Raw genomic sequence first — 25,668 nt, 5'->3', positions numbered from 1 at the left:
ATGAGCAGCCTCGGATCCCTCCCCCTCCCCGTGAGCCCGGACAACGATCCGTTGCGCGACCCGGCGCTGTACATCAACCGCGAGCTGTCACAGCTGGATTTCAACTTCCGCGTGCTGGCCCAGGCGATGGACCCGCAGGTGCCGTTGCTGGAGCGCCTGCGCTTCATGTGCATCTCCTGCACCAACCTGGATGAATTCTTCGAGATCCGTGCCGCCGCCGTGCGCCATGCGCAGGAATTCGGCCTGCCGCCGGCGCCGGACGGGATGAGCCCGCAGGCCATCCTCAATGCCATCCACGAACGCGCCGCCGAACTGGTGGACCAGCAGTACCGCTGCTGGAACGAGACGCTGCGCCCGGCGCTGATGGACGCCGGCATCGGCGTGCTCGGCCGCCATTCCTGGAGCGACCGCCAGAAGCGCTGGCTGCGCGCCTACTTCCGCAACGAGATCATGCCGGTGCTGTCGCCGCTGGGCCTGGACCCGGCGCATCCGTTCCCGAAGATCCTCAACAAGTCGCTGAACATCGTGGTGGTGCTGAAGGGTACCGACGCGTTCGGCCGTGCCGGCCACCTGGCCATCGTGCGCGCGCCGCGCTCGCTGCCGCGCATCATCCAGCTGCCGGAGAAGCTGGGGGGCTCGCAGAACTTCGTGTTCCTGTCCTCGGTGCTGTCCACCTTCGTCGACGAGCTGTTCCCGGGCATGGAAGTCCAAGGCGCCTACCAGTTCCGCGTCACCCGCAACTCCGAACTGGTGGTGGACGAGGAAGAAGTGGAGAACCTGGCGCTGGCGCTGCGCGACGAACTGGTCGACCGCGGCTACCGGCCGGCGGTGCGGCTGGAAATCGCCCATGACATGCCGCGCGAGATCGTGCGCACCCTGCTGCAGAACTTCGGCCTGACCGAGAACGCGGTGTACCGCATCGACGGCCCGGTCAACCTCAACCGCATCATCCAGCTGTACGACCTGATCGCGCAGCCTGACCTGAAGTATCCGCCGATGACCCCGCGCACCCTGCGCGACAGCGACGGCATCTTCGAGATCGCTGCGCGCCGGGACCTGCTGCTGCACCATCCGTTCGATGCCTTCAGCGCGGTGCTGGACCTGATCCGGCAGGCGGCGATCGATCCCAACGTTCTGGCGATCAAGCAGACCCTGTACCGTACCGGCAAGGACTCGCTCATCGTTGATGCGCTGATCCAGGCCGCGCGCAACGGCAAGGACGTGACCGTGGTGGTCGAACTGCGCGCGCGCTTCGACGAAGAGGCCAACCTGGGCCTGGCCGATCGGTTGCAGGAAGCCGGCGTGCAGGTGGTGTATGGCGTGGTCGGCTACAAGACCCATGCCAAGATGCTGCTGATCGTGCGCCGCGAGGGCCGCAAGCTGCGCCGCTACGTGCACCTGGGCACCGGCAACTATCACAGCGGTACCGCGCGCGCGTACACCGACATCAGCTTGATCACCGCCGATGCGGACATCGGCAACGACGTGCACCTGCTGTTCCAGCAGCTGTCCGGGCTGGCCTCGAAGATGAAGCTCAAGCGCCTGCTGCAGTCGCCTTTCACCCTGCACACCGGCATCCTCGGCCGCATCGAGCGCGAGACGCGCATCGCCGCTGCCGGGCGGCCCGCTCGCATCATCGCCAAGATGAACGCGTTGAACGAACCGCAGGTGGTGCGTGCGCTGTACGCCGCCTCGCAGGCCGGGGTGCAGATCGACCTGATCATCCGCGGCGCCTGCACCCTGCGCCCGGGCGTACCGGGCGTGTCGGACACCATCCGCGTGCGTTCGATCGTCGGCCGCTTCCTCGAGCACAGCCGCGTCTACTGGTTTGGCAATGACGGCGCACCGGAGATGTACTGCGCCAGCGCCGACTGGCTGGAACGCAACCTGCTGCGCCGGGTCGAGACCTGCTTCCCGATCCTCGATCCGGAACTGGCCAAGCGGGTGTACCGCGAGGTACTGCAGAACTATCTGGACGACAACCTCAACGCATGGGAGCTTGATGCCGACGGCGTGTACCACAAGCGCGCCCCGGCCCATGACGAGGCACCGCACTCGGCCCAGATGGCGTTGATGCAGGGTCTGTGATCCGGTAGGTGCCGACCGTTGGTCGGCACGCTGGATCTCATCCAAGCATGGCGTGGATCTACCGTGTCGACCAAGGTCGACACCTACCTACAGCTGTCCCCGGCACACGACGAAGCGCCGCATTCGGCCCACATGGCGTTGATGCAGGGTCTGTGATCCGGTAGGTGCCGACCGTTGGTCGGCACGTTGGGATTCATCCACGCATGGCGTGGATCTACCGTGTCGACCGAGGTCGACACCTGCCAACAGCAAAGGCAGTCGAGCATGGCTCGACTCTACAAAAGCGATTCAACACCGGGGTCAGAGCCCGTTGCGCAGCGACGGGATCTGACCCCTCGCCGTTCCGACAGATCGCGGGGCCTGTCGAAGGCGGGGTGGGTCCGGTTGCGGGGGTGTCCGCGGCATGGATGCCGCGGCCAAGCCTACAGGGACGTACTTGCGGCGTCCCCCGCAACCGGACCCACCCCGCCCTCCCACGGACAGCCCGCCTTTGACGTTGACGTTGATTCAGCAGGTGCAGGGTGCATCCCTGCCGTACGCCTCCCACAAAATGTGAAGACCGCGCGGTGACGCCGCGACCCGGCCTTCGGCTAACATTCGCCCATGCCGCATACCACCACGACTCCGCCCGCATTGCAGGATGGCGACCTGCTGGCCGCCATCGACCTTGGCTCCAACAGTTTCCACATGGTCATCGCGCGCTACACGCTCGGCCAGCTGCGGGTGATCGACCGCCTGCGCGAAACGGTGCGCATGGCCGACGGCCTGGACGGCAAGGGCGGGCTCTCCGCCGCGGCCCGGCAGCGTGCGTTGGAATGCCTGGCCCGTTTCGGCCAGCGCATCCGCAATGTGCCGCCGCACCGGGTACGCGCGCTGGCCACCAACACCGTGCGCCAGCTGCGCTCGCCGCAATCGTTCCTGGTTCCGGCCGAGACCGCGCTGGGGCACGCCATCGAAGTGGTCAGCGGCCGCGAAGAAGCGCGCCTGATCTACCTCGGCGTGGCGCATGCGCAGCCACCCAAGCCCGGCCAGCGCCGGCTGGTGATCGACATCGGCGGCGGCTCGACCGAATTCATCATCGGCATGGGCATGCAGACCCTGGAACGCGAGAGCCTGCAGGCCGGCTGCATCGCCAGCACGCGTCGCTTCTTCCCGGGCGGCAAGCTCAGCCGCAAGCGCTGGAAGGACGCGCTGGCCGAGATCGGCCGCGAGTTCCAGCCCTTCGCCAGCAAGTACCGCGCGCTGGGCTGGCAGGAGGCGCTGGGTTCGTCGGGCACGCACAAGGCGATCAGCGAGATCTGCGCGACGATGAAGCTGAGCAAGGGCGCGATCACCGCTGAAGCGCTGCCGCAGCTGCGCGACGAACTGCTGAAAGCCAAGAAGATCGACGACATCCAGTTGCCAGGCCTGTCCAGCGACCGTCGCCCGATCATCGCCGGCGGCATCCTGGTGCTGGAAGCCGCTTTCCAGGCGCTGGGCCTGCAGAAACTGCTGGTCAGCAAGGCGGCGATGCGCGAAGGCATCCTCTATGACATCGTCGGCCGTGCCGGCGACAACGACCTGCGCGAGGAGTCGGTGGCTGCGCTCAGCCAGCGCTATGGCATCGACGCCGTACAGGCCGACCGCGTGCAGGACACCGCACTGTCGTTGCTGGAGCAGGTGCAGGAGCGCTGGGCCCTGGATGCCGACGACGCACGCATGCTCGGCTGGGCCGCGCGCCTGCACGAGCTGGGCCTGATGATCGCGCACAGCGGCTACCACGTGCATGGCAGCTATGTGCTGGAGCACTCGGACATTGCCGGCTTCTCGCGGCAGGAGCAGCAGATGCTGGCCGCGCTGGTGCGCAGCCATCGCCGCAGCGTGCCCAAGACCGCGTTCGATGCCCTGCCCGAGCGCCTGCTGCTGACCGCACGCCGGCTGGCGGCCCTGCTGCGGCTGGCGGTGCTGCTCAACCGCGCCCATGAGAACGATCCGCTGCCGGCACTGGAGCTGACCGCTGACGACAACCGGCTGTCGCTGATCGTGCCGCAGGCCTTCATCGATGCCCGCCCGCTGCTGCGCGCCGACCTGATCGGCGAGAACGATGGCCTGGCCGGGCTGGGCATCCAGTTCCGCCCCTTCGTTGCCTGAATACGCGTCCCCGTGCGGGTCACGGGGCGACAAGGTGACGCGCTTCGCGCTCCCACTTTGCGCAGTCTGGCGGTTTTTTGTGCTGCCACGCAGCACGGCGAGGCCATGACCGATTCCGTGAACCCCACGTAACCGCCTGCTTTTGTTCACGTTTCGTGAAAAGGTCGGGTGCGTCACGACATAAATGGATACGAACTCTTTACAGAGCATTAACCAACGAGACTACTATCGGGTCACCGGCTCGGTCATTGGCCATGCCGGCTTCCTTCGACGCCCGCTTTGGCGTCCTTTGCACGACCTGAGAGAGAGAGCTCGCCATGACTTCACGCACCACCGCACTGGGGCAGGCCATCCGCTACGCCCTGGCTACCACTGCAGCGCTGGCCGCCCTGCCCGCCTTTGCCCAGGACGGCAGCAACGCCAACCCGACCAACCTCGACCGCATCGAGATCACCGGTTCGCGCATCCGCCAGGTGGACGTGGAGACCGCGCAGCCGGTGTTCGCGATCACCCGCACCGCCATCGAGCAGCAGGGCTTCAGCTCGGTCGCCGACATCCTGCAGAACGTCACCGCGATGGGCAGCCCGGCGATCAGCCGCGCCAACGCGCTGACCGCAGGTGAGAACGCGGGTGGCTCGTACATCGACATGCGCAACCTGGGCACCCAGCGCACGCTGGTGCTGATCAACGGCAAGCGCCTGGGCATCAGCACCTCCGGCTACCAGGACATCTCCACGATTCCGGTGTCGGCGGTGGAGCGCATCGAAGTGCTGAAGGATGGCGCGTCGGCCATCTACGGTTCCGATGCCATGTCCGGCGTGGTCAACATCATCACCCGCTCCAATGTCACCGGTGTGACCGCCAACGTCTACCACGGCCAGTTCAGCCAGGGCGACGGCGCGCGCGACCGCTTCGACGTGGTGGCGGGCTGGAGCAATGACCGCATCTCGCTGACCGTCGCGGCCGAACATGCCGAAGAAAAGGCCGTATGGGCCAAGGACCGTGGCTTCAGCGCCTACGGCCTGACCGACCGCCATGCCGACAACCTGACCAACTGGACGACCATCAGCCAGTGGGGCCAGTTCACCGGCCTGCGGGGTGGCCCGGGCTGCACCATCAGCAGCGGCTGCAACTACTCGCTCAACCGTGGCGCCGATCCGACCAACCCGGCCAATTACCACCTCACCGATCCGTCTGCGTTCACCGGCGATGTCAGCAACGCCAACGACCAGATGCACCTGAACTTCCCGCTCAAGCGTGATTCGGTGTACTTCGACGGCCGCTTCAAGATCACCGACAACGTCAACTTCCGCACCGAGCTGGGCTACAACAAGCGCAAGGCCGTGCGCCAGATCGCCGGCTACCCGCTGCAGTCGAGCACCGCCGGCGTGGGTTCGATGTCGATCGACAGCTACTTCAACCCGTTCGGCCGCCAGCACGGCTACGCCACCCCGACCGCCGTGGCCTGGAACCGCCGCACCTGGGAAGTGCCGCGCGTGACCACCAGCGAGCTGAAGACCTACCGCGCGGTGGCTTCGTTCGACGGTTCGTTCGAGATCGGCAGCCGCTACTTCGATTGGGAAGCGGGCTACCAGTACAACCGCAACGAGCTGGAAACCATCGCCACCGGCAACCTGCACAAGGCCCGCGTCGCCGGCGGCGTCGGCCCGTCGTTCTACAATGCAGCCACCGGCAAGGTCCAGTGCGGTACCGCTGCCGCGCCGATCTCCTATGACGTGTGCAAGCCGTGGAACCCGCTGGTGCCGTACGGCACGATCGATCCGAACGGCATCGATGGCAACGCCGACCTGCAGGCCTGGCTGTTCCCGCCGGAAGTCACCACCGGCAAGACCACCAGCAAGAACTTCTTCGCCAACATCGCCGGTTCCATCGTGACCCTGCCGGCCGGCGACCTGGGCTTCGCCTTCGGCGTGGAAAGCCGCAAGGAAACCGGTGAGTACCGTCCGGATCCGCTGGCGCAGACCGGTGCCACCACCAACCTGGCCGCAGGCCCGACCGGTGGCGGCTACAAGGTCAACGAGGCGTACCTGGAAATCAACGTGCCGGTGCTGGCCGACCTGCCGGGTGCGAAGGAACTGACCTTCAACGGCGCTACCCGCTTCTCCGACTACGACACCTTCGGCAACACGCTCAACAGCAAGTTCGGCTTCAAGTGGAAGCCGTTCGACCAGCTGCTGGTCCGTGGTACCTGGGCTGAAGGCTTCCGCGCCCCGACCATCAGCGATCTGTACGGTGGTGGCTCGCAGACCTTCGCCCAGTTCAGCGATCCCTGCGACGTGCAGTTCGGCTCCTCGCGCACCAGCGCCGAAGTGCGTGCACGCTGCGCCCGTGACATCGCCAACGCTGCAACCTTCCGTCAGCTGCGCCAGGGCAACCAGCCGGTCGCCACCTCCGTCGATGCGACGCCGGTGCCGTTCGTGTCCGGCTCCAACCCGAGCCTGACCCCGGAAACCTCGACCAGCAAGACGCTGGGCCTGGTCTGGAGCCCGAGCTTCATCAAGAACTTCAACGCCTCGCTGGACTGGTGGAAGATCCGCATCGACAACACCATCGTTGCCGACAGCCCGACCCAGATCCTGATCGACTGCTACGAGCAGGGCATTGATGCACGCTGCCAGCGCTTCACCCGTGACAAGTCGACCGGCCCGACCGCCGGCATCGTCGATACCCTGCAGTTCGGCAGCCGCAATGCCGGCTTCATGGAAACCGAAGGCTACGACCTGGACCTGAACTACCGCCTGGAAACCAGCGTCGGCAAGTTCAACGCCGGCTGGGCCACCACCTATGTCAGCAAGAGCGAGTTCCGCTCGACCAACGACAGCACGGTGGTGCCGACCGTCTCCAACGGCATCGGCAGCAACTTCCGCGTCCGTTCGAACCTGGTGCTGGGCTGGGATCTGGGCAACTTCGGCGTCAGCTGGACCGCGCGCTACTACTCCGGCGTGAAGGAACAGTGCGTGGACATCCGCGCCTATCCGGACGAGTGCTCCGATCCGGGCGTGTACGCCCCGTGGTACAAGGGTGCACGCAACTACAACGAGCGTGGTTCGGTCACCTTCCACGACGTGCAGTTCCGTTACTCGCTGCCGTGGGATGCCACCGTCTCCGTCGGTGCCAACAACGTGTTCGAGAAGACCGGCCCGATCATGTACACCAAGCCGAACTCGGCCTTCTCGTACTACGGCGGCTACGACATCGGTCGCTTCGTCTACATGAAGTACCAGCAGCGCTTCTGATCCATCGCGCTGTGATGTGATGCACCACGACCACGGCCCTTCGGGGCCGTGGTTTTTTTTGCCCGGCGCCGTCCATACGGTGGCCGGCAGCGGCGTCATCCAGCGGTCGCAATACGGTCATGTTGGCTACATCGCCAGGCCCGAGCATGCCCGAAACCCGGAGGCCCGCCATGCGCTATGCCATCGTCACCGAGACCTATCCGCCGGAAGTGAACGGCGTTGCCCTTACCGTGCAGGGGCTGGAACAGGGACTGCGCGCGGCCGGGCACGAGATCGACCTGGTACGCCCCCGCCAGGCCAGCGAAGCGCTCGATTCGGCGCCGGGCACCCTGCTGGTGCCGGGCGCGGCGCTGCCCCGTTACCCGGGCCTGCGCTTCGGCCTGCCGGCGCCGATCCGGCTCGGTCGGCACTGGCAGCAGCAACGCCCGGATGCGGTCTACGTTGCCACCGAAGGCCCGCTGGGCTGGTCGGCGCTGCGCACCGCGCGCCGCCTGGGCATTCCGGTTGCCAGCGGCTTCCACACGCGCTTCGACGAATACCTTCCCGATTACGGCGTAGCCTGGCTGCAGGCCGCGGCGATGCGCTGGATGCGGCGCTTCCATAACCAGGCCGATGCCACCCTGGTGCCGACCCGCGAACTGCAGCAGTTCCTCGGCGAACAGGGTTTCGAGCGGGTGCGCCTGCTGGCCCGTGCGGTCGACAGCCAGCAGTTCGATCCGGCCCGGCGTGATCCCGCGCTGCGCGAGGAATGGGGCGTGGATGGCAACGGCCTGGTGGCCATCTATGTGGGCCGCATTGCCGCCGAAAAGAATCTCGGTCTTGCGGTAAAGGCGTTCCGCCGCCTGCAGCAGATCCGGCCGAAGGCACGCTTCGTCTGGGTCGGCGATGGGCCCGCCCGCGAGAAGCTGGCGCATGAGAACCCCGACTTCATCTTCTGTGGCATCCAGCGCGGCGATGCCCTGGCCCGGCACTTCGCCAGCGGCGACCTGTTCCTGTTCCCCAGCCGCAGCGAGACCTTTGGCAACGTGACCCTGGAAAGCATGGCCAGCGGTGTGGCGACGGTGGCCTTCGATTACGGTGCCGCACGCGAATACCTGCGTACCGGCGAGAACGGCGCGGCGGTGGACAGCGATGAGCAGTTCATCGACGCCGCCGTGCAGCTGGCGGGTGATGATGCGCAACGGCGCGAGCTCGGCAGCAACGCCGCACGTGCGATGAAGCGGCTGCATCCCCAGCAGGTGGTGGCCGAGTTCGATGCCCTGCTGGCCGAACTGGCCCAGTCGCGGAGGAGCGGTCATGCGCACCACGCCGCTTGAACTGCTGGCCGGCCGCGAAGCGCGCCTGTGCCGGCGGGCCAACCACTATTGCCGGCGCCGCCGCGTGCGTCGCCTGTTCGCGGTAATCAGCCGGCTGGGCGATGGCGTGTTCTGGTATGTGCTGATGGGTGCGCTGGTGCTGATCGATGGCTTCGACGGCCTGCGTGCGTCGGTACACATGGCCGCCACCGGGCTGGCCGCACTGCTGCTGTACAAGGGCCTCAAGCGTTGGACCCGACGCCCGCGCCCGTATGCGGCAGACCTGCGCATCCGCGCCTGGGTGGCGCCGCTGGACGAGTTCAGCTTCCCCTCGGGACACACGCTGCACGCGGTATCGTTCACCATCGTCGCGTTGGCCTACTACCCGTGGCTGGCGCCCCTGCTGGTGCCGTTCACCTGCGGCGTGGTCCTGTCGCGCGTGGTCCTGGGGCTGCATTACCCCAGCGATGTGCTGGCCGCCACCGGCATCGCCATCGGGCTGGCGTCGGCGAGCCTGGCCTGGTTGCCGCTGCCGGTGTAGCCCCCGGGGTAGCCTTCGGGGTCAGATCCCTTTTCCAAAGGAACAGGGATCTGACCCCGGCGATTCCTGCGGCGCTACCGTCATCGTTGATGCCCTAGAATGCGGGCATGACCACGTTGTTCATTTCCGACCTGCACCTGGACCCCAGCCGTCCGGAGATCACCGATCTGTTCCTGCGCTTCCTGCGCGAGCAGGCGCCCGGCGCCGATGCGCTGTACATCCTCGGCGACCTGTTCGAAGCCTGGATCGGCGACGACACGCCCTCGCCCGCCGCCGATGCGGTGGCCGATGCGTTGAAGGTGCTGTCCGACAGTGGCGTGCCGGTGTACTTCATCCGTGGCAACCGCGACTTCCTGCTCGGCGAGGACTATGCGCGCCGTGCCGGCCTGCGCATCCTGCCCGACCCGTGCGTGATCGAGCTGTACGGCCGCCCGGTGCTGCTGCAGCACGGCGATCTGCTGTGCACTGATGACATCCCCTATCAGCAGTTCCGTGCGCAGACCCGCGATCCGGCGTTCCAGGCGCAGTTCCTGTCGCAGCCGCTGGCCGCTCGCATCGCCTTCGCACAGAAGGCACGTGAGGCCAGCCAGGCCCGCCAGTCGGAAATGAAGCAGGGTGATCGCGCGCAGTTCGAGACCGTGACCGACGTGGCGCCGGCCGAGGTCGAGGCCACCTTCGTGCGCCATGGTGTGGACACCATGATCCATGGCCATACGCACCGCCCCGCCATCCATGCGCTGCAGGCCGGCGGCCGTGACCGCACCCGCATCGTGCTGGGCGACTGGTACGAACAGGGCTCGGTACTGCGCGTGGATGCCAGCGGCTGGTCGCTGGAGACCCTCGCGCGCGGCTGATGGATCGCAGGGTGCCAACCAAGGTTGGCATCTACCAGAGCAGGTGCACGCGCACTGGTAGACGCCGACCTTGGCCGGCGCCTGGGCTTAGCGGAAGGCGGCGATCGTGTGCTTGGTGTTGACCAGCACGCGCTGGTTGTCGGCGGTACTGGCATTGCCCATCGGGATGCCGTTGTGGCTGATGTTCGGGTTCGACCAGTAGTTCAGGCGCGGGCAGCTGCGGGTGCAGTTGTAGGCCATGATGGTGCGCCAGCCGGTGCCGCTGGACGGTTCATAGCGGTAGCCATGGCCGTAGGCATAGGGCGAGGTGCTCGGATCGGTGGCGATGTCATGCCGCGCGCTCTGCAGGTGGCCGATCTCGTGCGCGAAGGAGTAGTACCCGGTCGCGCAGTCCCAGTACACCGCCGCGAACGCGGTCGACGCCGTCGAGCCGATACCCGAGGCCAGGCCGCAATAGGCGCTGTTGTTGATCAGCAGTACGCCGACGTCGGCGGTGGTGGTGTTGCGGCTGGTGTGGATGCTGTCCATGTAGCCATCGCTGGTGCCACGGAACCGCGCCAGGTCGGTATCGAAGCTGCCCGACTCGCTGTAGCTGGTGGTCTCGTAGCCGGCCAGCTGCAGGGTGAGGCCGACGTTGCTGTTGGTGTAGCCCTGGTTGGACTCGGCCACCGCCAGCTGCACCAGCGACTGCATGTTGCCGCCATAGGCCGCCACCGCCGCGTTGGTTGCCACCACCAGCACTCGGATGGTGGCCGGGGTGCCCGACGATGCCTGCGCGATGCCGATGCGGTCGCTGTCGCCCATCGGGATCTTCGGCAACTGGTTGTAGTCGGCCGGATGGTCGGCCGGCATCCGCGATTCGTCCACCTCGACCAGCACATGGCGGTTGCCCAGCGGGCGCAGCCGGTACAGCTTGCCGTCCTTGCGGATCGAACCGGTGAGGGTGTTGCCCGAGCGCACCAGGATCAGCGAATTGCCCGGATCGTCCTGGCCGTTGGAGGTCGCGGCGGTCAGCTTGTCCGAAGGCGAACGGAACTGGCCATACCAGATGCTGCCGCCGTCGGGCAGCGCTTCGAGCTTGCTGCGCACTGCCTGCACGCGCTGGCCGAGCAGCTCGAATTCCAGCTGCGTCGATGCAGTGGCTGCCGCATCAACGCGGACTTCCTGCACCGTGGCCGTGGACGGGGCCGCCAGCAGCTTGCCCAGCGCGGGCTCGCTCGACGCCGAGGCGCGACTGAGTACCGTCACCGGTTCGAACAGGGGAGCCGCGTGCGCGGCCGCTACCACCGACAATCCCAACACCAGGCCACCTGCCGCTTTGCCAATCGATCTGGACAACATTGCGTCGCTCCTTGAATGATGTGAACAGCGTTGATGCAGCACGACCCGGATCTGCCGGGTTTGGCCATCTGGCCTGCGCAGGTCGTGTGAATTCAATAGATGATGAGAATGAAAATCAGGAAATGTGATCGACCGCATCTGCGTTCAGGCAGGTCAAAAGCGTCACTACACGTCGTCAACACACTACTTTCGCGCTACCGTGACGCAGCCACGACGGGGAATGCACATGGCACCATCGCAGGACACGGACGAAGCTGTCGGCTTGCTGCGGATTGGCCTGTTCTTCGACGGCACCCGCAACAACGCGCACAACCTGGCGCGCGGTCGCCCGCAGCAACCGCAGCCCCGACCCGCGCAGATGCGGGCCGACGATGACTCGACCTACCAGAGCCGGCTGACCAGCAGCTACGACAACGGCCTGACCAACATCGCGCGATTGCAGCAGCTGTATCCGGACAGCCGGCGCCAAACCCGTGCCTCACCCTCGCTGTCGATCTACGTGGAAGGTGTGGGAACCCGCGATGACGCCGACGACGATCTGATCGGACTGGCGTTCGGCATCGGCGCCAGCGGTGTGCGTGCCAAAGTGCAGCGCGCATTGCAGGTGCTGTTGCCGGCGGCGCTGGCCGCGCTTTCCGCGCGCTGGACAACGCCGCTGCGGCGCGTGCAGCTGGACCTGTTCGGCTACTCGCGCGGTGCCGCTGCGGCACGTGAGGTCGCCAACCAGCTGCAGGGCTGGGACAGCGCGCGCTGGCGGCAGCAGTTGCAGGCCTCGGGCCTGGCCTGCACGGAGGACTTCGCACCGGCCACACCGCTGGTGCGTTTCATCGGGCTGTTCGACACGGTGGTAGCGGTCAACAGTGGGCGCGCGGACGAGCAGCCGCAGATACAGCTGCGCGAAGGCGTGGCCGCGCACGTGGTGCAGTTGACCGCCCGTGACGAGCACCGCCAGCACTATCCGCTCACCAGCGTGGCGCCCCCGTTTGCCGAGATCGCGTTGCCGGGGGTGCATGCCAACATCGGTGGCGGCTACAACCAGGTGGAGGAAGGACCGAAGCTGCTGAGCCGGCCACGGCGCCAGCAGCTGCGTCGCCCCGCCGTTGCCGATTACCAGACACCGCCGCTGGCGGTATTGCAGGCCACCACGGCCTATGCCGAAGCGCAGGCCGATGCCGAGCGCTGGCGGCAACAGCTGGGGGCGGGCGCGAACGAGGTCTGGGTGGACGTCTGGCACCAGTGGCAGCAGCAGCGCCGTGCGGGGAGCCGCAGCGTGCTGCTGGCACCGACGCTGTATGTCACTGCGGCGGTGGTGCTGCGCCGGCGCATCGACTGGCGCTACCAGCTGATCGCACTACAGGTGATGCAGCAGCACGCCATCGATGCCGGTGTGCAGTGGCGTGGCCATGCCGCCGATGTTGCCGAATGGGCGTTGCCCTCCGCCCTGCAGCCGATCGCGCGTCGCCTGGTGGCTGGACAGACGCTCACCCAACCGCAGGAAGCACTGCTGCGCCGGCGTTACCTGATGCAGTCGGCGCACTGGAATTTCGACGCGCTGGGCGACACCGCACTGACCTACGCCGCTGACGCCGGGGTCAGCGAACTGCCCTACCGGCCCGGGCCCGGGCTGTTCTACATCAACCGCCCGACGGTCGACGGCAAGCGCGTGGTTCTGCCGAACGCATGAAAAAGGGGACGGAGCGAATCAAGTCGTTTGTGGCACAAACGACTTGATTCCCTCCGTCCCCTTTTTTCAGCCGGCCTGCTCGACCAGGTTGGCCAGTTCGTCGGCATCGAAGCCGGCCAACAGGCGGGCCTCCATGTTGAACGGCCCGTGCAGGTAGCCGCCGGCGTACTCCACCAGCAGTTCCTTGAAGCGTGCGCGCGGTTCGACGCCGGCGCGGTCGCAGTACCAGCGGTACCAGCGCGAACCGGCGGCGACATGGGCCACTTCCTCGCGCAGGATCACCTCCAGCACCTCGGCGGTTTCACCGTCGCCCACATTGCGCAGCTTGTCGATCATGCCCGGGGTCACGTCCAGGCCACGCGCTTCCAGCACGCGCGGCACCAGCGCCATGCGCGCCAGGCCATCGTGCGCGGTCTTTTCGCACATCTCCCACAGGCCGTTGTGCGCGGGAAAATCGGCGTAGTCGTGGCCATGGGCCAACAGCCGTTCGCGCAGCAGCATGAAGTGCCGCGATTCGTCATCGGCGCAGCTGACCCAATCGGCATGGAAGGCCGACGGCAGGCCGCGGAAGCGATATACCGCATCCCAGGCCAGATCGATGGCGTTGAGCTCGATGTGGGCAATGGCGTGGATGAAGGCGGCGCGTCCCTCCACGCCACCCAGTCCGCGTCGCGGCACTTCGCGCGGATGCACCAGCACCAGCTGCGCCGGCCGGCCCGGCATGCGGATCGGCTCCGGCGCTGGCGCATCGGTGGCCACCTTCAGGCGGCCGGCGCGGAACGCGGCGGCATGGGCCTGGGTCAGCGCCACCTTGCGCAGCGGATCGGCTTCGGCCAGGCACTGCTGTGCCGCGCGCAGCAGATCGCCTCCTACGTCGGCCACATCCACCACGCCTGGACCTCAGGCGCGGCGCTTGTGCTTGGCGTCGTCCGAACGCAGCTGCTGGATGCGCTCGAAGTAGCCCGGCTCGATGCCGGTCGGGTAATGCCCGTTGAAGCAGGACGAATCGAAGCTGCGCAGCGCCGGATTGCCTTCGCTGACCGCCGCTTCCATGTCCTCGATGTCCTGGTAGATCAGCCAGTCGCAGCCCAGGTGGGCTTCGATCTCTTCCACGCTGCGGTTATGCGCGACCAGCTCTTCGGCGGCCGGCATGTCGATGCCGTAGATGTTCGGGAACCGCACCGGCGGCGCGGCGCTGGCCAGATAGACCTTGCGCGCACCGGCATCGCGGGCCATCTGCACGATCTGCTGGCTGGTGGTGCCGCGCACGATCGAATCGTCCACCAGCAGCACCACGCGGTTGCGGAACTCCAGGTGGATCGGGTTGAGCTTGCGGCGCACCGACTTCACCCGTTCACCCTGCCCCGGCATGATGAAGGTGCGGCCGATGTAGCGGTTCTTGATGAAGCCTTCGCGGTACTTCACCCCCAGCACGTTGGAGATCTCCAGCGCGGCATCGCGCGAGGTGTCCGGGATCGGGATGATGGTGTCGATGTCGTGGTCCGGGCGCAGGCGCAGGATCTTCTCGCCCAGCTTGATGCCCATGCGCATGCGCGCCTTGTGCACCGAGACGTTGTCGATCATCGAGTCAGGACGCGCGAAGTACACGTACTCGAAGATGCACGGGGTGTGCTCGGCCGGCTCGGCGCAGATTTCCGAGAACAGCTCGCCACGCGCGGTGATCACCAGCGCTTCGCCCGGCTGCACGTCACGCACGCGCTGGAAGCCCAGCACGTCCAGCGCGGCCGACTCGGAGGCGACGATGTACTCATCACCTTCGGCATGGCTGCGCTTGCCCAGCACCAGCGGACGGATGCCGTGCGGATCGCGGAAGGCCACCAGGCCCAGGCCCAGCACCACGCTGACCACCGCATAGCCGCCCTTGCAGCGACGGTGCACGCCGGCCACCGCACGGATCGCAGCCTCCGGGCTCAGCTGGCGCTGCTGCTCCAGTTCATAGGCGAACACGTTCAGCAGCACTTCGCTGTCCGAATCGGTGTTGACGTTGCGGCGGTCCTGCTCGAACACCTGCTGGCGCAGTGCCTCGGTGTTGATCAGGTTGCCGTTGTGCGCCAGCGCGATGCCGTAGGGCGAATTGACGTAGAACGGCTGCGCCTCGTCCATGCCTTCCGAACCGGCGGTCGGATAACGCACGTGCGCGATGCCGACGCTGCCTTCCAGGGTGGACATGGTGCGGGCATCGAATACGTCGCGCACCAGGCCGGTGGCCTTCTGCACCCGCAGGCGACTGCCGTTGGCGGTGGCGATGCCTGCCGCGTCCTGGCCACGGTGCTGGAGAACGGTCAAGCCGTCATACAACTGCCCGGCGACGTTCTGGTTGCCGACGATTCCGACGATGCCACACATGGTGCGAGGTCTCCGCTGGGCTGTGCCCAGTTACAAGGAAGATGGCCGTGCCTGGCCGGGGATCCCGCCCGCGTCAGGCGCGGGCCGGGCCGGGCGCGCGGGCACCGGCTCGATGTTGCTGGGCAGTGCGGGGGCCCGCCTGGGCTCCGGCTCCACGTCCACGGGCCGCGGCCATCCGCCGCCCGCCACTACCTGGTTGAGAACGCCATTATCGCCTGTCACCGTCGGCTTGCCCAACACCTGCTGCGAAGATGGGGCGTCCTCGGCCAGAGGCAAGGGCAGCCGCTCCGGCAGCAGGGCCTGCAGCGGCAACGCCTGCGGCAATACCTCGTCCAGCTGTGGCAGTTGCGCCTGCATCCATGCCACCGCCGGTTGCAGCACCGGGCGCAGCTGCGACTGCTGCCACGCCGGCTCACCCGGCAGCGCGGTGAAGCCGGCCAGCAACAGCAGGACGCAGGCGAAGAACGCACCGCGGACCACGCCCAGCGCCCCGCCCAGCAGACGATCGACGCCACCGAGCAGGGTCAGTTTGATCACCGCCTTCAGCAGCAGGCCCAGCAGGCCCACCAGCACCACGGTGACCACGAACACGCCCAGATAGCCGGCCAGGTAATGGCCGCTGCCCGGTGGCTGCGGCGCCGCCCACCAATGGGAGGCCTGGTTGCCGAAGGTGAACGCCGCCCAGCCGGCCAGCAGCCAGGACACCAGCGCCACCACCGTACCGACGAACCCACGGATGAAGCCGAACAGGGCGGACGCGCCGATCAGCACGCCCAGCACGATGTCGATCACGCGACCCGCTCCTGCCTTCGACAGCGGCGGACTGCGCGCCCGGTCACGGGTGCGGGCGGACCATGCCGGCGACGCCGACCTTGGCGGCGACCTGCGCCTTCAGCTGCTCGGCATCGGCACGGTTGGCCACCGGCCCGACACGGACCCGATGCAGGGTGCCCTTTTCAGTGCGCACCTGTTCGACGAAGGCGCTGAATCCGGCGGCACGGACCTTGTCACGCAGCGCGTTGGCATCGTTGGCCTGGCCAAAGGCGCCCAGCTGCACGGCGAAGCCGACGCCTGCCGCGGCCGGTGCGGCCGGGGTGACCGGCGCGGTCGCCGGCTTGCTGGCGGTGGCTTCCGGCTTGGGGGCTTCCGGTTTCGGTGCCGGCTTGGGCGGTTCCGGCTTGGCCGCCGGCGCGGTGGTGGCGGTCGGCGTGCTCGGCGGCAGGGCTTCGCTGCGCACCGGGTTGCCATTGGCCGACGGTGCGGTGGCTGCGGCAGGGGTGCTGGCGCTCGGCGCGGCCGGCGCCGGGGTCGCCGCGGCCGTGCTGCCGGTGGCCGCATCCAGCGTGATGACCTCGGCCTTCACGTCGGAACGGATCTTCACCGCCTGCAGCCGGCCGGCTTCGGCCTGCGCGCGGTCGGCATACGGCCCGACGCGCACACGCCAGGCCTGGCGGCCATTGAGCGTGGTGGTTTCACTGAAGCCCGGCAGCTGCGAGCGCTGCAGGTGGGCGATCACCGCGTCGGCGTCGGCCTTGCTGCCGTAGGCACCGAAGGTGACTGCATAGTTGCCGGCGGCCACGGCCGGCGAGGTATCCACCGTCGGCGGCGTGACCGGCGCGGCGGCATCCGCCAGCGGCTTGGCCTGGCCGCTCTGCAGGCCGGTAGCGCCACCGGCCGGAGCGACCAGCGGCAGCTCACGGGTTTCGAACTGGCCATCGGCCGGTGCGTCCGGCGCGGCGATCGGCACATTGGCGACACCGCTGTCCGGAGCCGGTCCCTTGACCAGCATCGGCAGGAAGATCACGGCCAGTGCCACCAGCACGATGGCACCAATCAGACGCTGTTTCAGAGGCGTATCCACGTGAGGCAGGCAACTGTCCGGAGGTTGCGGTCGATTATACGGGTGCCGGACCGGGCGGCGTCGGCGTTGGCTGAACGTGGATCAGGCCGGCTCCTGCAGCCATTGCAGTGCAGCGGCGGCGGTATGGAAAGAACCGAACACCAGCACCCGGTCGCCGCGCTCGGCCTTCGCCAGCACCTGCGCCAGCGCCTGCTCGACGGTACCGGCCAGGGCCGCGCTGGCGGCTGCGGTATCGGCCAGCCGATCCTGCAGCTGGGCCGCGCTCTGCCCGCGCGGGCCGTCCAGGCCGGCCAGGGTCCACGCCCCCACTACCTCCTGCAGCGCCTGCACCACGCCCACCGCGTCCTTGTCCTGCAGCGCGGCGTACACCGCCAGCGTGCGGCCGCTGCACACCTCGGCCTTCAGTGCACGCGCCAGCTGGCCGGCAGCCTGCGGGTTGTGGCCGACATCGACCCGGATCTGCACGCCATCACGCTCGAAGGCCTGCAGGCGGCCGGCGATGCGCGCCGCCGCGATACCCGCCGCCCACGCTGCACGCGGCACCGGCTTGTCCAGCGCGCGCAGCGCGGCCACGGCGGCGCCGGCGTTGGCGAGCTGGATCGGACCGGCCATCGCCGGGGTCGGCAGCTCCATGCGCAGGCCAACGTCGCGCCAGCGCCAGCGCTGGGCATCGATCGGCTCGTAGAAATAATCGCTGCCACCACGGATCGCGTTGGCCCCCAGCAGGTAGGCGCGCGCCAGCACGCTGGAGGGCGGATCGGTCTCGCCGAGGATCACCGGCTTCCAGCCACGGATGATGCCGGCCTTCTCGGCCCCGATCGTCTCGCGATCTTCGCCCAGCCACTCGGCATGGTCGATGTCCACGGTGGTGATCACCGAGACGTCGGCGTCGACGATGTTCACCGCGTCCAGGCGGCCGCCGAGCCCCACTTCCAGCACCGCCAGGTCCAGCCCGGCGTCGGCGAACAGCTGCAGTGCCGCCAGCGTGCCGTATTCGAAATAGGTCAGCGTGGTGTCACCGCGGGCGGCCTCGATGGTGTTGAAGGCGGCCACCAGCGCAGCATCGTCCACGTCCTGGCCGTCGATGCGCACGCGCTCGTTGTAGCGCAGCAGGTGCGGCGAGGTGTACGCGCCGACCTTCCAGCCGGCGGCGCGCGCGATGGCCTCGATGAAGGCCACTGTGGAGCCCTTGCCGTTGGTGCCACCGACCACGATGGTGCGCTTGGCCGGCGCGCCCAGCCCCATCGCCGTGGCCACGGCGCGTACGCGCTCCAGGCCCATGTCGATGGTCGCCGGGTGCTGGCGTTCAATGTAGTCCAGCCAGTCGGCCAGGGTGGTCGGGATGTTCGTCACGGCAGCGGTTCCAGCAGAAGCAGTTGATGCGAGGGGATGGATCAGAGAGCGCGGTGCTTGGCTTCACCGAAGAACGGCGTGTGGTGGGCGCAGTCGTTCAGGCGCACCACTTCCAGGCTGTCCAGGTCGGCGCCTTCGAGCAGGTTGAGCGTGGTCGGTGCCTGGCGGAAGGTCCACAGGCGGGAAATCGGCAGGCCCAGCACCTTGCACAGGATCACGCGGTTGACCGCGTCGTGGGCGACCACCAGCAGGGTGTCGTGCTCGCCGAGGCCTTCGGTGGCACGGGCCAGGCCACGCCAGCTGCGTTCCAGTACCAGGCGCAGCGATTCACCACCGGGCATCAGCACGGTATCCGGCTCCTCGCGCCAGGCCTGCAGGCGCGACGGATCCTTCTCGTGGATCTCGCTGGCCAGCAGTCCTTCCCACTCACCGTGGGCAATTTCCTGCAGTTCCGGCTCGGTCAGCAGCATGTCGGCACGGGCCGCGCCCAGCGCCAGCTGCGCGGTGCGCTGCGCGCGCGACAGCGGCGAGGCGACGGCACGGGTGATGTCCACCGAGGCCAGGCGGGCACCCAGTGCCTGTGCCTGGGCTTCACCGATCGGCGAAAGCGGGATATCGATCTGGCCCTGGTAGCGGCCTTCGGCGTTCCACGGCGTTTCGCCGTGACGGGCAAGCAGGATGCGCATGCGAACAAGGGGTCCTGGGGGGAGGAGGTTTCCGCGTTTCGTTCACATCCTGTGAAGTACGCGGAACACGGATGATACCTGTTCGGCGCACCGGGCCGGGCCGGGCATGAAAAAACCCCGCGACGTCGGTCGCGGGGTTGGTAGATCCACGCCATGCGTGGATGAATCGCGCACCGGGCGTGCCGGCGTTGCCGGCCAGCGGCCGGCACTACCTTATTTGGCCAGGTTCAGTTCCTTCAGCAGCTGCGGTGCCGGCGCCACTTCCTGCATGATCCACTGCATGTAGCGGCTGTCGACCGAGATCATGCGGGTCATCACCGGGTCGAACACCCAGTTGGAGCTGACCGATTCCCAGTTGCCGTCGAAGGCCAGGCCGACCAGCTTGCCGTTGGCGTCCAGCACCGGCGAACCGGAATTGCCACCGGTGATGTCCAGGTTGGACAGGAAGTTCACCGGCACCGAGCCGATGCGCTTGTCTTCCAGGCCGCCGTAACGCTTGGCCTTGACCGCATCGAGCAGCGCCTTGGGCGCATCGAACGGATCCACGCCGGTATCCTTGGCGACGATGCCTTCCAGCGTGGTGAACGGGGTGTAGGCCACACCGTCCTTGGGCTCATAGCCCATCACGTTGCCGAAGGTGATGCGCAGCGACAGGTTGGCATCGGGGTAGACGAACTCGCCCTGGCTCTTCTTGTAGTCGGCCAGTGCCTGCAGGTACAGCGGACGCGCGGTCAGCGATTCGCCTTCGCGGATCTTCTTCTGCTCTTCCTGCTTCAGCAGCGAGGGCATGACCGCCACCGCGTACTGGATGGCCGGATCGCTGCTGGCTTCGAACGCGGCGCGGTCGGCCTTGAACCACTTCAGGCGCGCGTCCAGGCTGCCCAGCTCGGTGCCCGACAGCTTGCTGACCAGCGCCTTGACCGCGTTGGCATCGCTGCCGCCCAGCCAGCTGTTCAGCACCTCGTTGTTGCGCTGCGCGGCCGGCAGGGCGACGTACTGGTCCAGCCAGTAGGTCTGCAGCTGCTGGTCCATCTTCGCCACGTAGCGGCGATCCATCTGCTTCAGACCGCCTTCCAGGGTCGGCAGGTCGCGCTGCTGGTAGCCGACTTCACGCTCGGCATCCGGCTTGGCGCGCTCGATCGACAGGCGGTACAGGCCGATGGCGGCACTGACCGCCTGGGTGTTGTTGAACTGGCCGACGAACAGGTCACGCTCGCGGGTGGCCTTGCTGGTGTCCAGGTGCTTGACCAGCTGCGCGTGTGCGGCCAGTGCCGGCTTGCCGGCGGCGCCCTGCTTCTTCAGCCAGGCCAGCACGGCCGCTTCCTCGGCCTGCTTCTGGCCGGCGGCGTCGATGCGCTTGAAGCCTTCCAGCTGGCCCGAATAGTTCTTGGCCACGTTGTTCATGCTGGCCGCGGTGGCGGCGTACTTCACCTTGACGTCGGCGTCGGCCTTGCCGGCCTCGTCGATCATCTTCAGCACCGCGTTGTAGTGCTTGGCAATGGTCGGGTAGGTCCAGTTGGCGGTTTCGTTGAACTCGCCGGCCAGTGCGTAGCGGTTGGTGCGGCCCGGGTAACCCGCCACCATCACGAAGTCACCGGCGCCCAGCGGCTGGTCGGTGAACTTCAGGAAGTGCTTGGGCTGGTAGGGCACGTTGTCGGCCGAGAACGCGGCCGGCTTGCCATCCTTGCCGACGTAGGCGCGGTAGAACGAGAAGTCGCCGGTGTGGCGCGGCCACATCCAGTTGTCGACGTCGCCGCCGTACTTGCCGACGCTGCCCGGGGGCGCATAGACCAGGCGCACGTCCTTGATTTCCATGTTGCGGAACAGGCGGTAGGTGTTGCCGCCGGAGAAGGTGTACAGGCGGCAGCGGAAGCCGTCCTCGGCTTCACAGGCGGCGACCTGGGCCTTGTCGAAGGCATCCAGCGCACGGCTGCGGGCCAGCGGATCGTTGCCGGCCGCAGCAATGGCGGCCTTGGCCTGCGCGGTGACATCGGTGATCTGGTCCAGCACGTAGACGCGGGCGTTCGGGCCGGCGCTCAGTTCATCGCTGTGCTTCGGCGCGTTGAAGCCGTCCTTGATCAGGTTCTTCTGCGCGGTCGAATTGAGCTGGATGGCGCCATAGGCGCAATGGTGGTTGGTGACCACCAGGCCCTGCGGCGAGACGAAGCTGGCGGTGCAGCCGCCGAGGGCAACAACCGCGCCCATCGGGTCGCCGGTCAGGTTGGACAGCTGCTCCGGGGACAGCTTCAGGCCGGCCTTCTGCAGCGGGCCGGCGATTTCCGGCAGCTGCTGCGGCACCCACATGCCTTCAGCGGCATGGGCGACCTGGGCCAGCCCGAGGCTGGCGACGATGGAGAATGCAAGCAGGTTCGAGCGCATGGAGCGGCCCCTGGTAGTGGAACCCTCGATTGTAGCCCGCCGCCCTGCCCCGGCCCGAACCCCGGAAGTCATGGGCCCACTTCGCTCCGCCGCGCGCATGTTGGCCGCGCGCACGGGAATCGTCCAGAGGGGGCGTGGTCACCCTGGCCGGGACCGTTGGCGCCATGGATGGCGCCATCGAGCACCATGGAAGGGCTTTTGCGTGTCCCGGCCAGGGTGACCACGCCCCCTCCCCCCTGATCAGGGAGGCGCTGCTGTTTGCAGGACGTTCGAAACGCCCGCCGGCGCACGCCTTTCGTTCCGCCAAAGCACCCGCAGCGCAACATGGGAAATCCGCGCAGCACCCTATAATCCGCGCTTTCCCCCTGATGAGTTCCACCCCGATGGCGCAGCAAACGATGAAGGCCCTGGTCAAGCGCGAAGCGGCCAAGGGCATCTGGCTGGAAGAAGTTCCGGTGCCGACCCCGGGCCCCAACGAGGTCCTGATCAAGCTGGAGAAGACCGCAATCTGCGGCACCGACCTGCACATCTACCTGTGGGACGAGTGGAGCCAGCGCACCATCAAGCCGGGCCTGACCATCGGTCATGAGTTCGTCGGCCGCATCGCTGCGCTCGGCTCGGCGGTGACCGGCTACGAGATCGGCCAGCGTGTCTCGGCCGAGGGCCACATCGTCTGCGGCCATTGCCGCAACTGCCGTGGCGGCCGCCCGCACCTGTGCCCGAACACCGTCGGCATCGGCGTCAACGTCAACGGCGCGTTCGCCGAATACATGGTGATGCCGGCCAGCAACCTGTGGCCGATCCCCGATCAGATTCCGTCGGAACTGGCCGCGTTCTTCGATCCGTACGGCAACGCCGCGCACTGTGCGCTGGAGTTCGATGTGATCGGCGAAGACGTGCTGATCACCGGCGCCGGCCCGATCGGCATCATCGCTGCGGGCATCTGCAAGCACATCGGTGCGCGCAACGTGGTGGTGACCGACGTCAACGACTTCCGCCTGAAGCTGGCCGCCGACATGGGCGCCACCCGCGTGGTCAACGTCGCCAACCAGTCGCTGAAGGACGTGATGAAGGAGCTGCACATGGAGGGCTTCGACGTGGGCCTGGAAATGAGCGGCAACCCGCGCGCGTTCAATGACATGCTCGACTGCATGTACCACGGCGGCAAGATCGCCATGCTCGGCATCATGCCCAAGGGCGCCGGCTGCGACTGGGACAAGATCATCTTCAAGGGCCTGACCGTGCAGGGCATCTACGGCCGCAAGATGTACGAGACCTGGTACAAGATGACCCAGCTGGTGCTGTCCGGCTTCCCACTCGGCAAGGTGATGACCCACCAGCTGCCGATCGACGAGTTCCAGAAGGGCTTTGACCTGATGGAAGAAGGCAAGGCGGGCAAGGTCGTGCTGAGCTGGAACTGATTCACCGTGCTCTCGGCACGTTGAATCAGTCCGCGCATGTTTCCTTATCCCCGCGCCATTGGCGCGCCCCCTTGAACAACAAGGGGGCTCTCCCCCAGATGGGATCAAGAACGCTGCGGAATTGAAAAAGGCGCCCGATGGGCGCCTTTTTCTTTGGTGTTGCCGGCCAGCGGCCGGCACTACCGGTAACGCCTGCGGCGTTACTTTCCGACCGCCACGGTCAGCAGCACGCGGCTGTGCGCCAGCTTGCCCGAGTTGTCGCGGCCGTTGCCGTCGGTGCCGTAGTAGCCCAGGCCGACATTGAACAGGCCGAACTGGCGGCTGACGCCGACGTTCCAGTCGGTGTAGTCCTTGGCCAGGCCCTGTTCGAAGCTGCTGCGGCCGACATTGGCGCTCAGTGCGAAGTCGTTCGGCAGACCCCACTGGCCACCGACGCCGTAGTACCAGCCATCGGTGCCGCTGTTCCACTGGTCGTTGGTGTAGGCCACGGTCAGCTTGTAGGTCTCATCCAGCGTGGTGGTGGTGACCAGTTCGTTGTAGTTCTGGTTGCTGGCACCGATGTAGGTGTAGCGGTTGAGCAGCACGTCGAAGTTGACGCGCGGAGTGACGTCCACGCCGTAACCGATCTGGTAGTCGACCTCGGTGTTCGGGTCGCCCGGACCGAAGTCCACGCCCGAACCCCAGACACCGGCATACAGGCCGACCGGCGAGGTGTAGGTGAAGCCCGCCTGCAGGGTCGGCTTCTCGTCGGTCTGCGACACACCACGGAACAGGTAGTCCGACACGGCGGTGACGTTCCAGCTGTACGGCGATTCGTTGTCCTGGGCGCTGGCCGCGAACGGCGCAAGGGTCAGGGCGGCGGCAATGGCGAGGCAGGCACGGGCGTGCTTCATGGGCGTCTCCGGTGGGGGCGGTGGCGTGGAAGGCGGATGCGGGAACCGGAGCCAGACAGGTCCGGTTCACGAATTTTTAACCCGTTTGCTATTGCGATGCAACATGTGCCGGCCATGGCGGGGCCGCCGGTCACCCGGTCCGGGGTCACCGATGCCCGGTAGAATCAGCGGTTTCCCGTGCTGAGCCGTGCCCACGCCATGACCGACGCCTCCTCCGCCCTGACCCGCCACTATGCAGACGAACTGGACGCCATCCGCGCCCAGGGCCTGTTCAAGTCCGAGCGGATCATCACCAGCCCGCAGTCCGCCGAGATCACCCTCGACGACGGCCGCACGGTGCTGAACTTCTGCGCCAACAACTACCTGGGCCTGGCCGATCACCCGGACCTGATCCAGGCCGCCAAGGATGCGCTGGACAGCCATGGCTTCGGCATGGCCTCGGTGCGCTTCATCTGCGGCACCCAGGACCTGCACAAGCAGCTGGAAAAGCAGATCGCCGATTTCTTCGGCAAGCAGGACACCATCCTGTATGCGGCCTGCTTCGATGCCAACGGCGGCCTGTTCGAACCGCTGCTCGGCGAGAACGACGCGATCATCTCCGATGCGCTGAACCACGCCTCGATCATCGACGGCGTGCGCCTGTGCAAGGCCAAGCGCTTCCGCTATGCCAACTGCGACATGGCCGACCTGGAGGCGCAGCTGCAGGCCGCCGACGCCGCCGGCTGCAAGACCAAGCTGATCACCACCGACGGCGTGTTCTCGATGGACGGCTTCATCGCTCCGCTGGACGAGATCACCGCGCTGGCGAAGAAGTACAACGCGCTGGTGCATATCGATGAGTGCCACGCCACCGGCTTCCTCGGCGCCACCGGCCGCGGCTCGGCCGAGGTCAAGGGTGTGCTGGAGAAGATCGACATCATCACCGGCACCCTGGGCAAGGCCATGGGCGGCGCGCTGGGCGGTTTCACCTGTGCCAGCGCCGAGGTGATCGAGCTGCTTCGCCAGCGCTCGCGCCCGTACCTGTTCTCCAACTCGCTGCCGCCGCATGTGGTCGCCGCCGGCATCAAGGCGTTCGAGATGCTGGCCGCCGCCGATGACCTACGCAGCACGCTGGCCGCGAACACCGCCTACTTCCGCGAGAAGATGACCGCGGCCGGCTTCGACGTGAAGCCCGGCGTGCACCCGATCAGCCCGGTGATGCTGTACGACGCCCCGCTGGCGCAGAAGTTCGCCGAGCGCCTGCTGGAAGAAGGCATCTATGCGATCGGCTTCTTCTTCCCGGTGGTGCCCAAGGGCCAGGCGCGCATCCGCACCCAGATCAGCGCGGCGCACAGCCGCGAGCATCTGGATCGCGCGATCGATGCGTTTACTCGCATCGGCGTCGAGCTGGGCGTGATCAAGGCCTGATCAGGCCCGGGGTCGGATCCCTTTCCGCAGGAAAGGGCTCTGACCCCACCGGGCAGAGCGTGCCGACCAAGGTCGGCACCTACCGGAGCCGGGTGGCGTGCCGGCCAGGGT

General features: G+C 67.2%; 18 protein-coding genes. 9 read left to right on the top strand and 9 right to left on the bottom strand.

The features are described from left to right. The 6 genes from ppk1 (at nt 1) to lpxH (ending at nt 10,165) form a co-directional block, all read left to right on the top strand. Nucleotides 1-2,088, top strand: coding sequence for a polyphosphate kinase 1 (gene ppk1 / locus C9412_RS01355; protein WP_107229992.1), 2,088 nt, complete (start codon nt 1-3; stop codon nt 2,086-2,088). Nucleotides 2,089-2,691: 603 nt separating this feature from the next. Beyond that, nucleotides 2,692-4,218 carry an exopolyphosphatase gene (gene ppx, locus C9412_RS01350; protein ID WP_107229991.1) on the top strand — a complete coding sequence of 509 codons (1,527 nt, stop codon included), beginning with the start codon at nt 2,692-2,694 and terminating at the stop codon, nt 4,216-4,218. 317 nt (nt 4,219-4,535) lie between these two features. Continuing rightward, nucleotides 4,536-7,475: a TonB-dependent receptor gene (locus C9412_RS01345; RefSeq protein WP_107229990.1), complete on the top strand. Its 2,940-nt coding sequence runs from the start codon at nt 4,536-4,538 to the stop codon at nt 7,473-7,475. Nucleotides 7,476-7,645: 170 nt separating this feature from the next. Next, a complete protein-coding gene (locus tag C9412_RS01340) occupies nt 7,646-8,791 on the top strand; it encodes a glycosyltransferase family 1 protein (RefSeq protein WP_107229989.1) in 1,146 nt (381 codons plus the stop codon). Further along, nucleotides 8,772-9,311, top strand: coding sequence for a phosphatase PAP2 family protein (locus tag C9412_RS01335; protein ID WP_107229988.1), 540 nt, complete (start codon nt 8,772-8,774; stop codon nt 9,309-9,311). The genes C9412_RS01340 and C9412_RS01335 overlap by 20 nt, the downstream gene beginning before the upstream one ends. Before the next feature lie 107 nt (nt 9,312-9,418). Next, entirely contained in the window at nt 9,419-10,165 is a 747-nt protein-coding gene (lpxH, locus tag C9412_RS01330) for a UDP-2,3-diacylglucosamine diphosphatase (RefSeq protein ID WP_107229987.1), read from the top strand. An 87-nt stretch (nt 10,166-10,252) separates the two neighbouring features. Here lpxH and C9412_RS01325 read toward each other — a convergent pair whose 3' ends face one another. Beyond that, on the bottom strand, nt 10,253-11,506 hold the full coding sequence (locus tag C9412_RS01325; RefSeq protein ID WP_107229986.1) for a M12 family metallo-peptidase: 1,254 nt from the start codon (nt 11,504-11,506) through the stop codon (nt 10,253-10,255). Nucleotides 11,507-11,732: 226 nt separating this feature from the next. On the opposite strand from C9412_RS01325, the gene C9412_RS01320 reads away from it, so the two are divergent. Next, a complete protein-coding gene (locus C9412_RS01320; RefSeq protein WP_107229985.1) occupies nt 11,733-13,190 on the top strand; it encodes a DUF2235 domain-containing protein in 1,458 nt (485 codons plus the stop codon). Nucleotides 13,191-13,256: 66 nt separating this feature from the next. Here C9412_RS01320 and C9412_RS01315 read toward each other — a convergent pair whose 3' ends face one another. From C9412_RS01315 to C9412_RS01285, 7 genes are all read right to left on the bottom strand, one after another. Next, nucleotides 13,257-14,081, bottom strand: a complete 825-nt coding sequence (locus C9412_RS01315; protein ID WP_107229984.1) for a ferritin-like domain-containing protein — start codon at nt 14,079-14,081, stop codon at nt 13,257-13,259. Between the two features lie 9 nt (nt 14,082-14,090). Further along, nucleotides 14,091-15,557: an amidophosphoribosyltransferase gene (gene purF / locus C9412_RS01310; protein WP_057497638.1), complete on the bottom strand. Its 1,467-nt coding sequence runs from the start codon at nt 15,555-15,557 to the stop codon at nt 14,091-14,093. A gap of 30 nt (nt 15,558-15,587) precedes the next feature. Further along, a complete protein-coding gene (locus tag C9412_RS01305) occupies nt 15,588-16,349 on the bottom strand; it encodes a CvpA family protein (protein WP_107229983.1) in 762 nt (253 codons plus the stop codon). A gap of 43 nt (nt 16,350-16,392) precedes the next feature. Continuing rightward, nucleotides 16,393-17,418: an SPOR domain-containing protein gene (locus tag C9412_RS01300; protein WP_107229982.1), complete on the bottom strand. Its 1,026-nt coding sequence runs from the start codon at nt 17,416-17,418 to the stop codon at nt 16,393-16,395. A gap of 81 nt (nt 17,419-17,499) precedes the next feature. Beyond that, nucleotides 17,500-18,771, bottom strand: a complete 1,272-nt coding sequence (gene folC / locus C9412_RS01295; RefSeq protein WP_107229981.1) for a bifunctional tetrahydrofolate synthase/dihydrofolate synthase — start codon at nt 18,769-18,771, stop codon at nt 17,500-17,502. A 41-nt stretch (nt 18,772-18,812) separates the two neighbouring features. Beyond that, nucleotides 18,813-19,457, bottom strand: a complete 645-nt coding sequence (locus tag C9412_RS01290) for a histidine phosphatase family protein (protein WP_008268389.1) — start codon at nt 19,455-19,457, stop codon at nt 18,813-18,815. 213 nt (nt 19,458-19,670) lie between these two features. After that, nucleotides 19,671-21,836, bottom strand: a complete 2,166-nt coding sequence (locus C9412_RS01285; protein WP_107229980.1) for a S46 family peptidase — start codon at nt 21,834-21,836, stop codon at nt 19,671-19,673. 398 nt (nt 21,837-22,234) lie between these two features. Between C9412_RS01285 and tdh the strand changes: the two genes are divergently transcribed. Next, a complete protein-coding gene (gene tdh, locus C9412_RS01280) occupies nt 22,235-23,257 on the top strand; it encodes an L-threonine 3-dehydrogenase (protein WP_032955954.1) in 1,023 nt (340 codons plus the stop codon). A gap of 200 nt (nt 23,258-23,457) precedes the next feature. Here the strand turns inward: tdh and C9412_RS01275 are convergent, their stop codons facing one another. After that, nucleotides 23,458-24,150, bottom strand: a complete 693-nt coding sequence (locus C9412_RS01275; RefSeq protein ID WP_107229979.1) for a TorF family putative porin — start codon at nt 24,148-24,150, stop codon at nt 23,458-23,460. 198 nt (nt 24,151-24,348) lie between these two features. On the opposite strand from C9412_RS01275, the gene kbl reads away from it, so the two are divergent. Next, a complete protein-coding gene (gene kbl / locus C9412_RS01270) occupies nt 24,349-25,557 on the top strand; it encodes a glycine C-acetyltransferase (protein ID WP_107229978.1) in 1,209 nt (402 codons plus the stop codon). The last annotated feature ends 111 nt before the right edge of the window (nt 25,558-25,668 follow it).

It is taken from the genome of Stenotrophomonas sp. Nf1 (assembly GCF_003028475.1).
Taxonomy (GTDB): domain Bacteria; phylum Pseudomonadota; class Gammaproteobacteria; order Xanthomonadales; family Xanthomonadaceae; genus Stenotrophomonas.
Note: the sequence above shows the minus strand (reverse complement) of the source record. Positions and strands in the feature narration are given on the sequence as shown.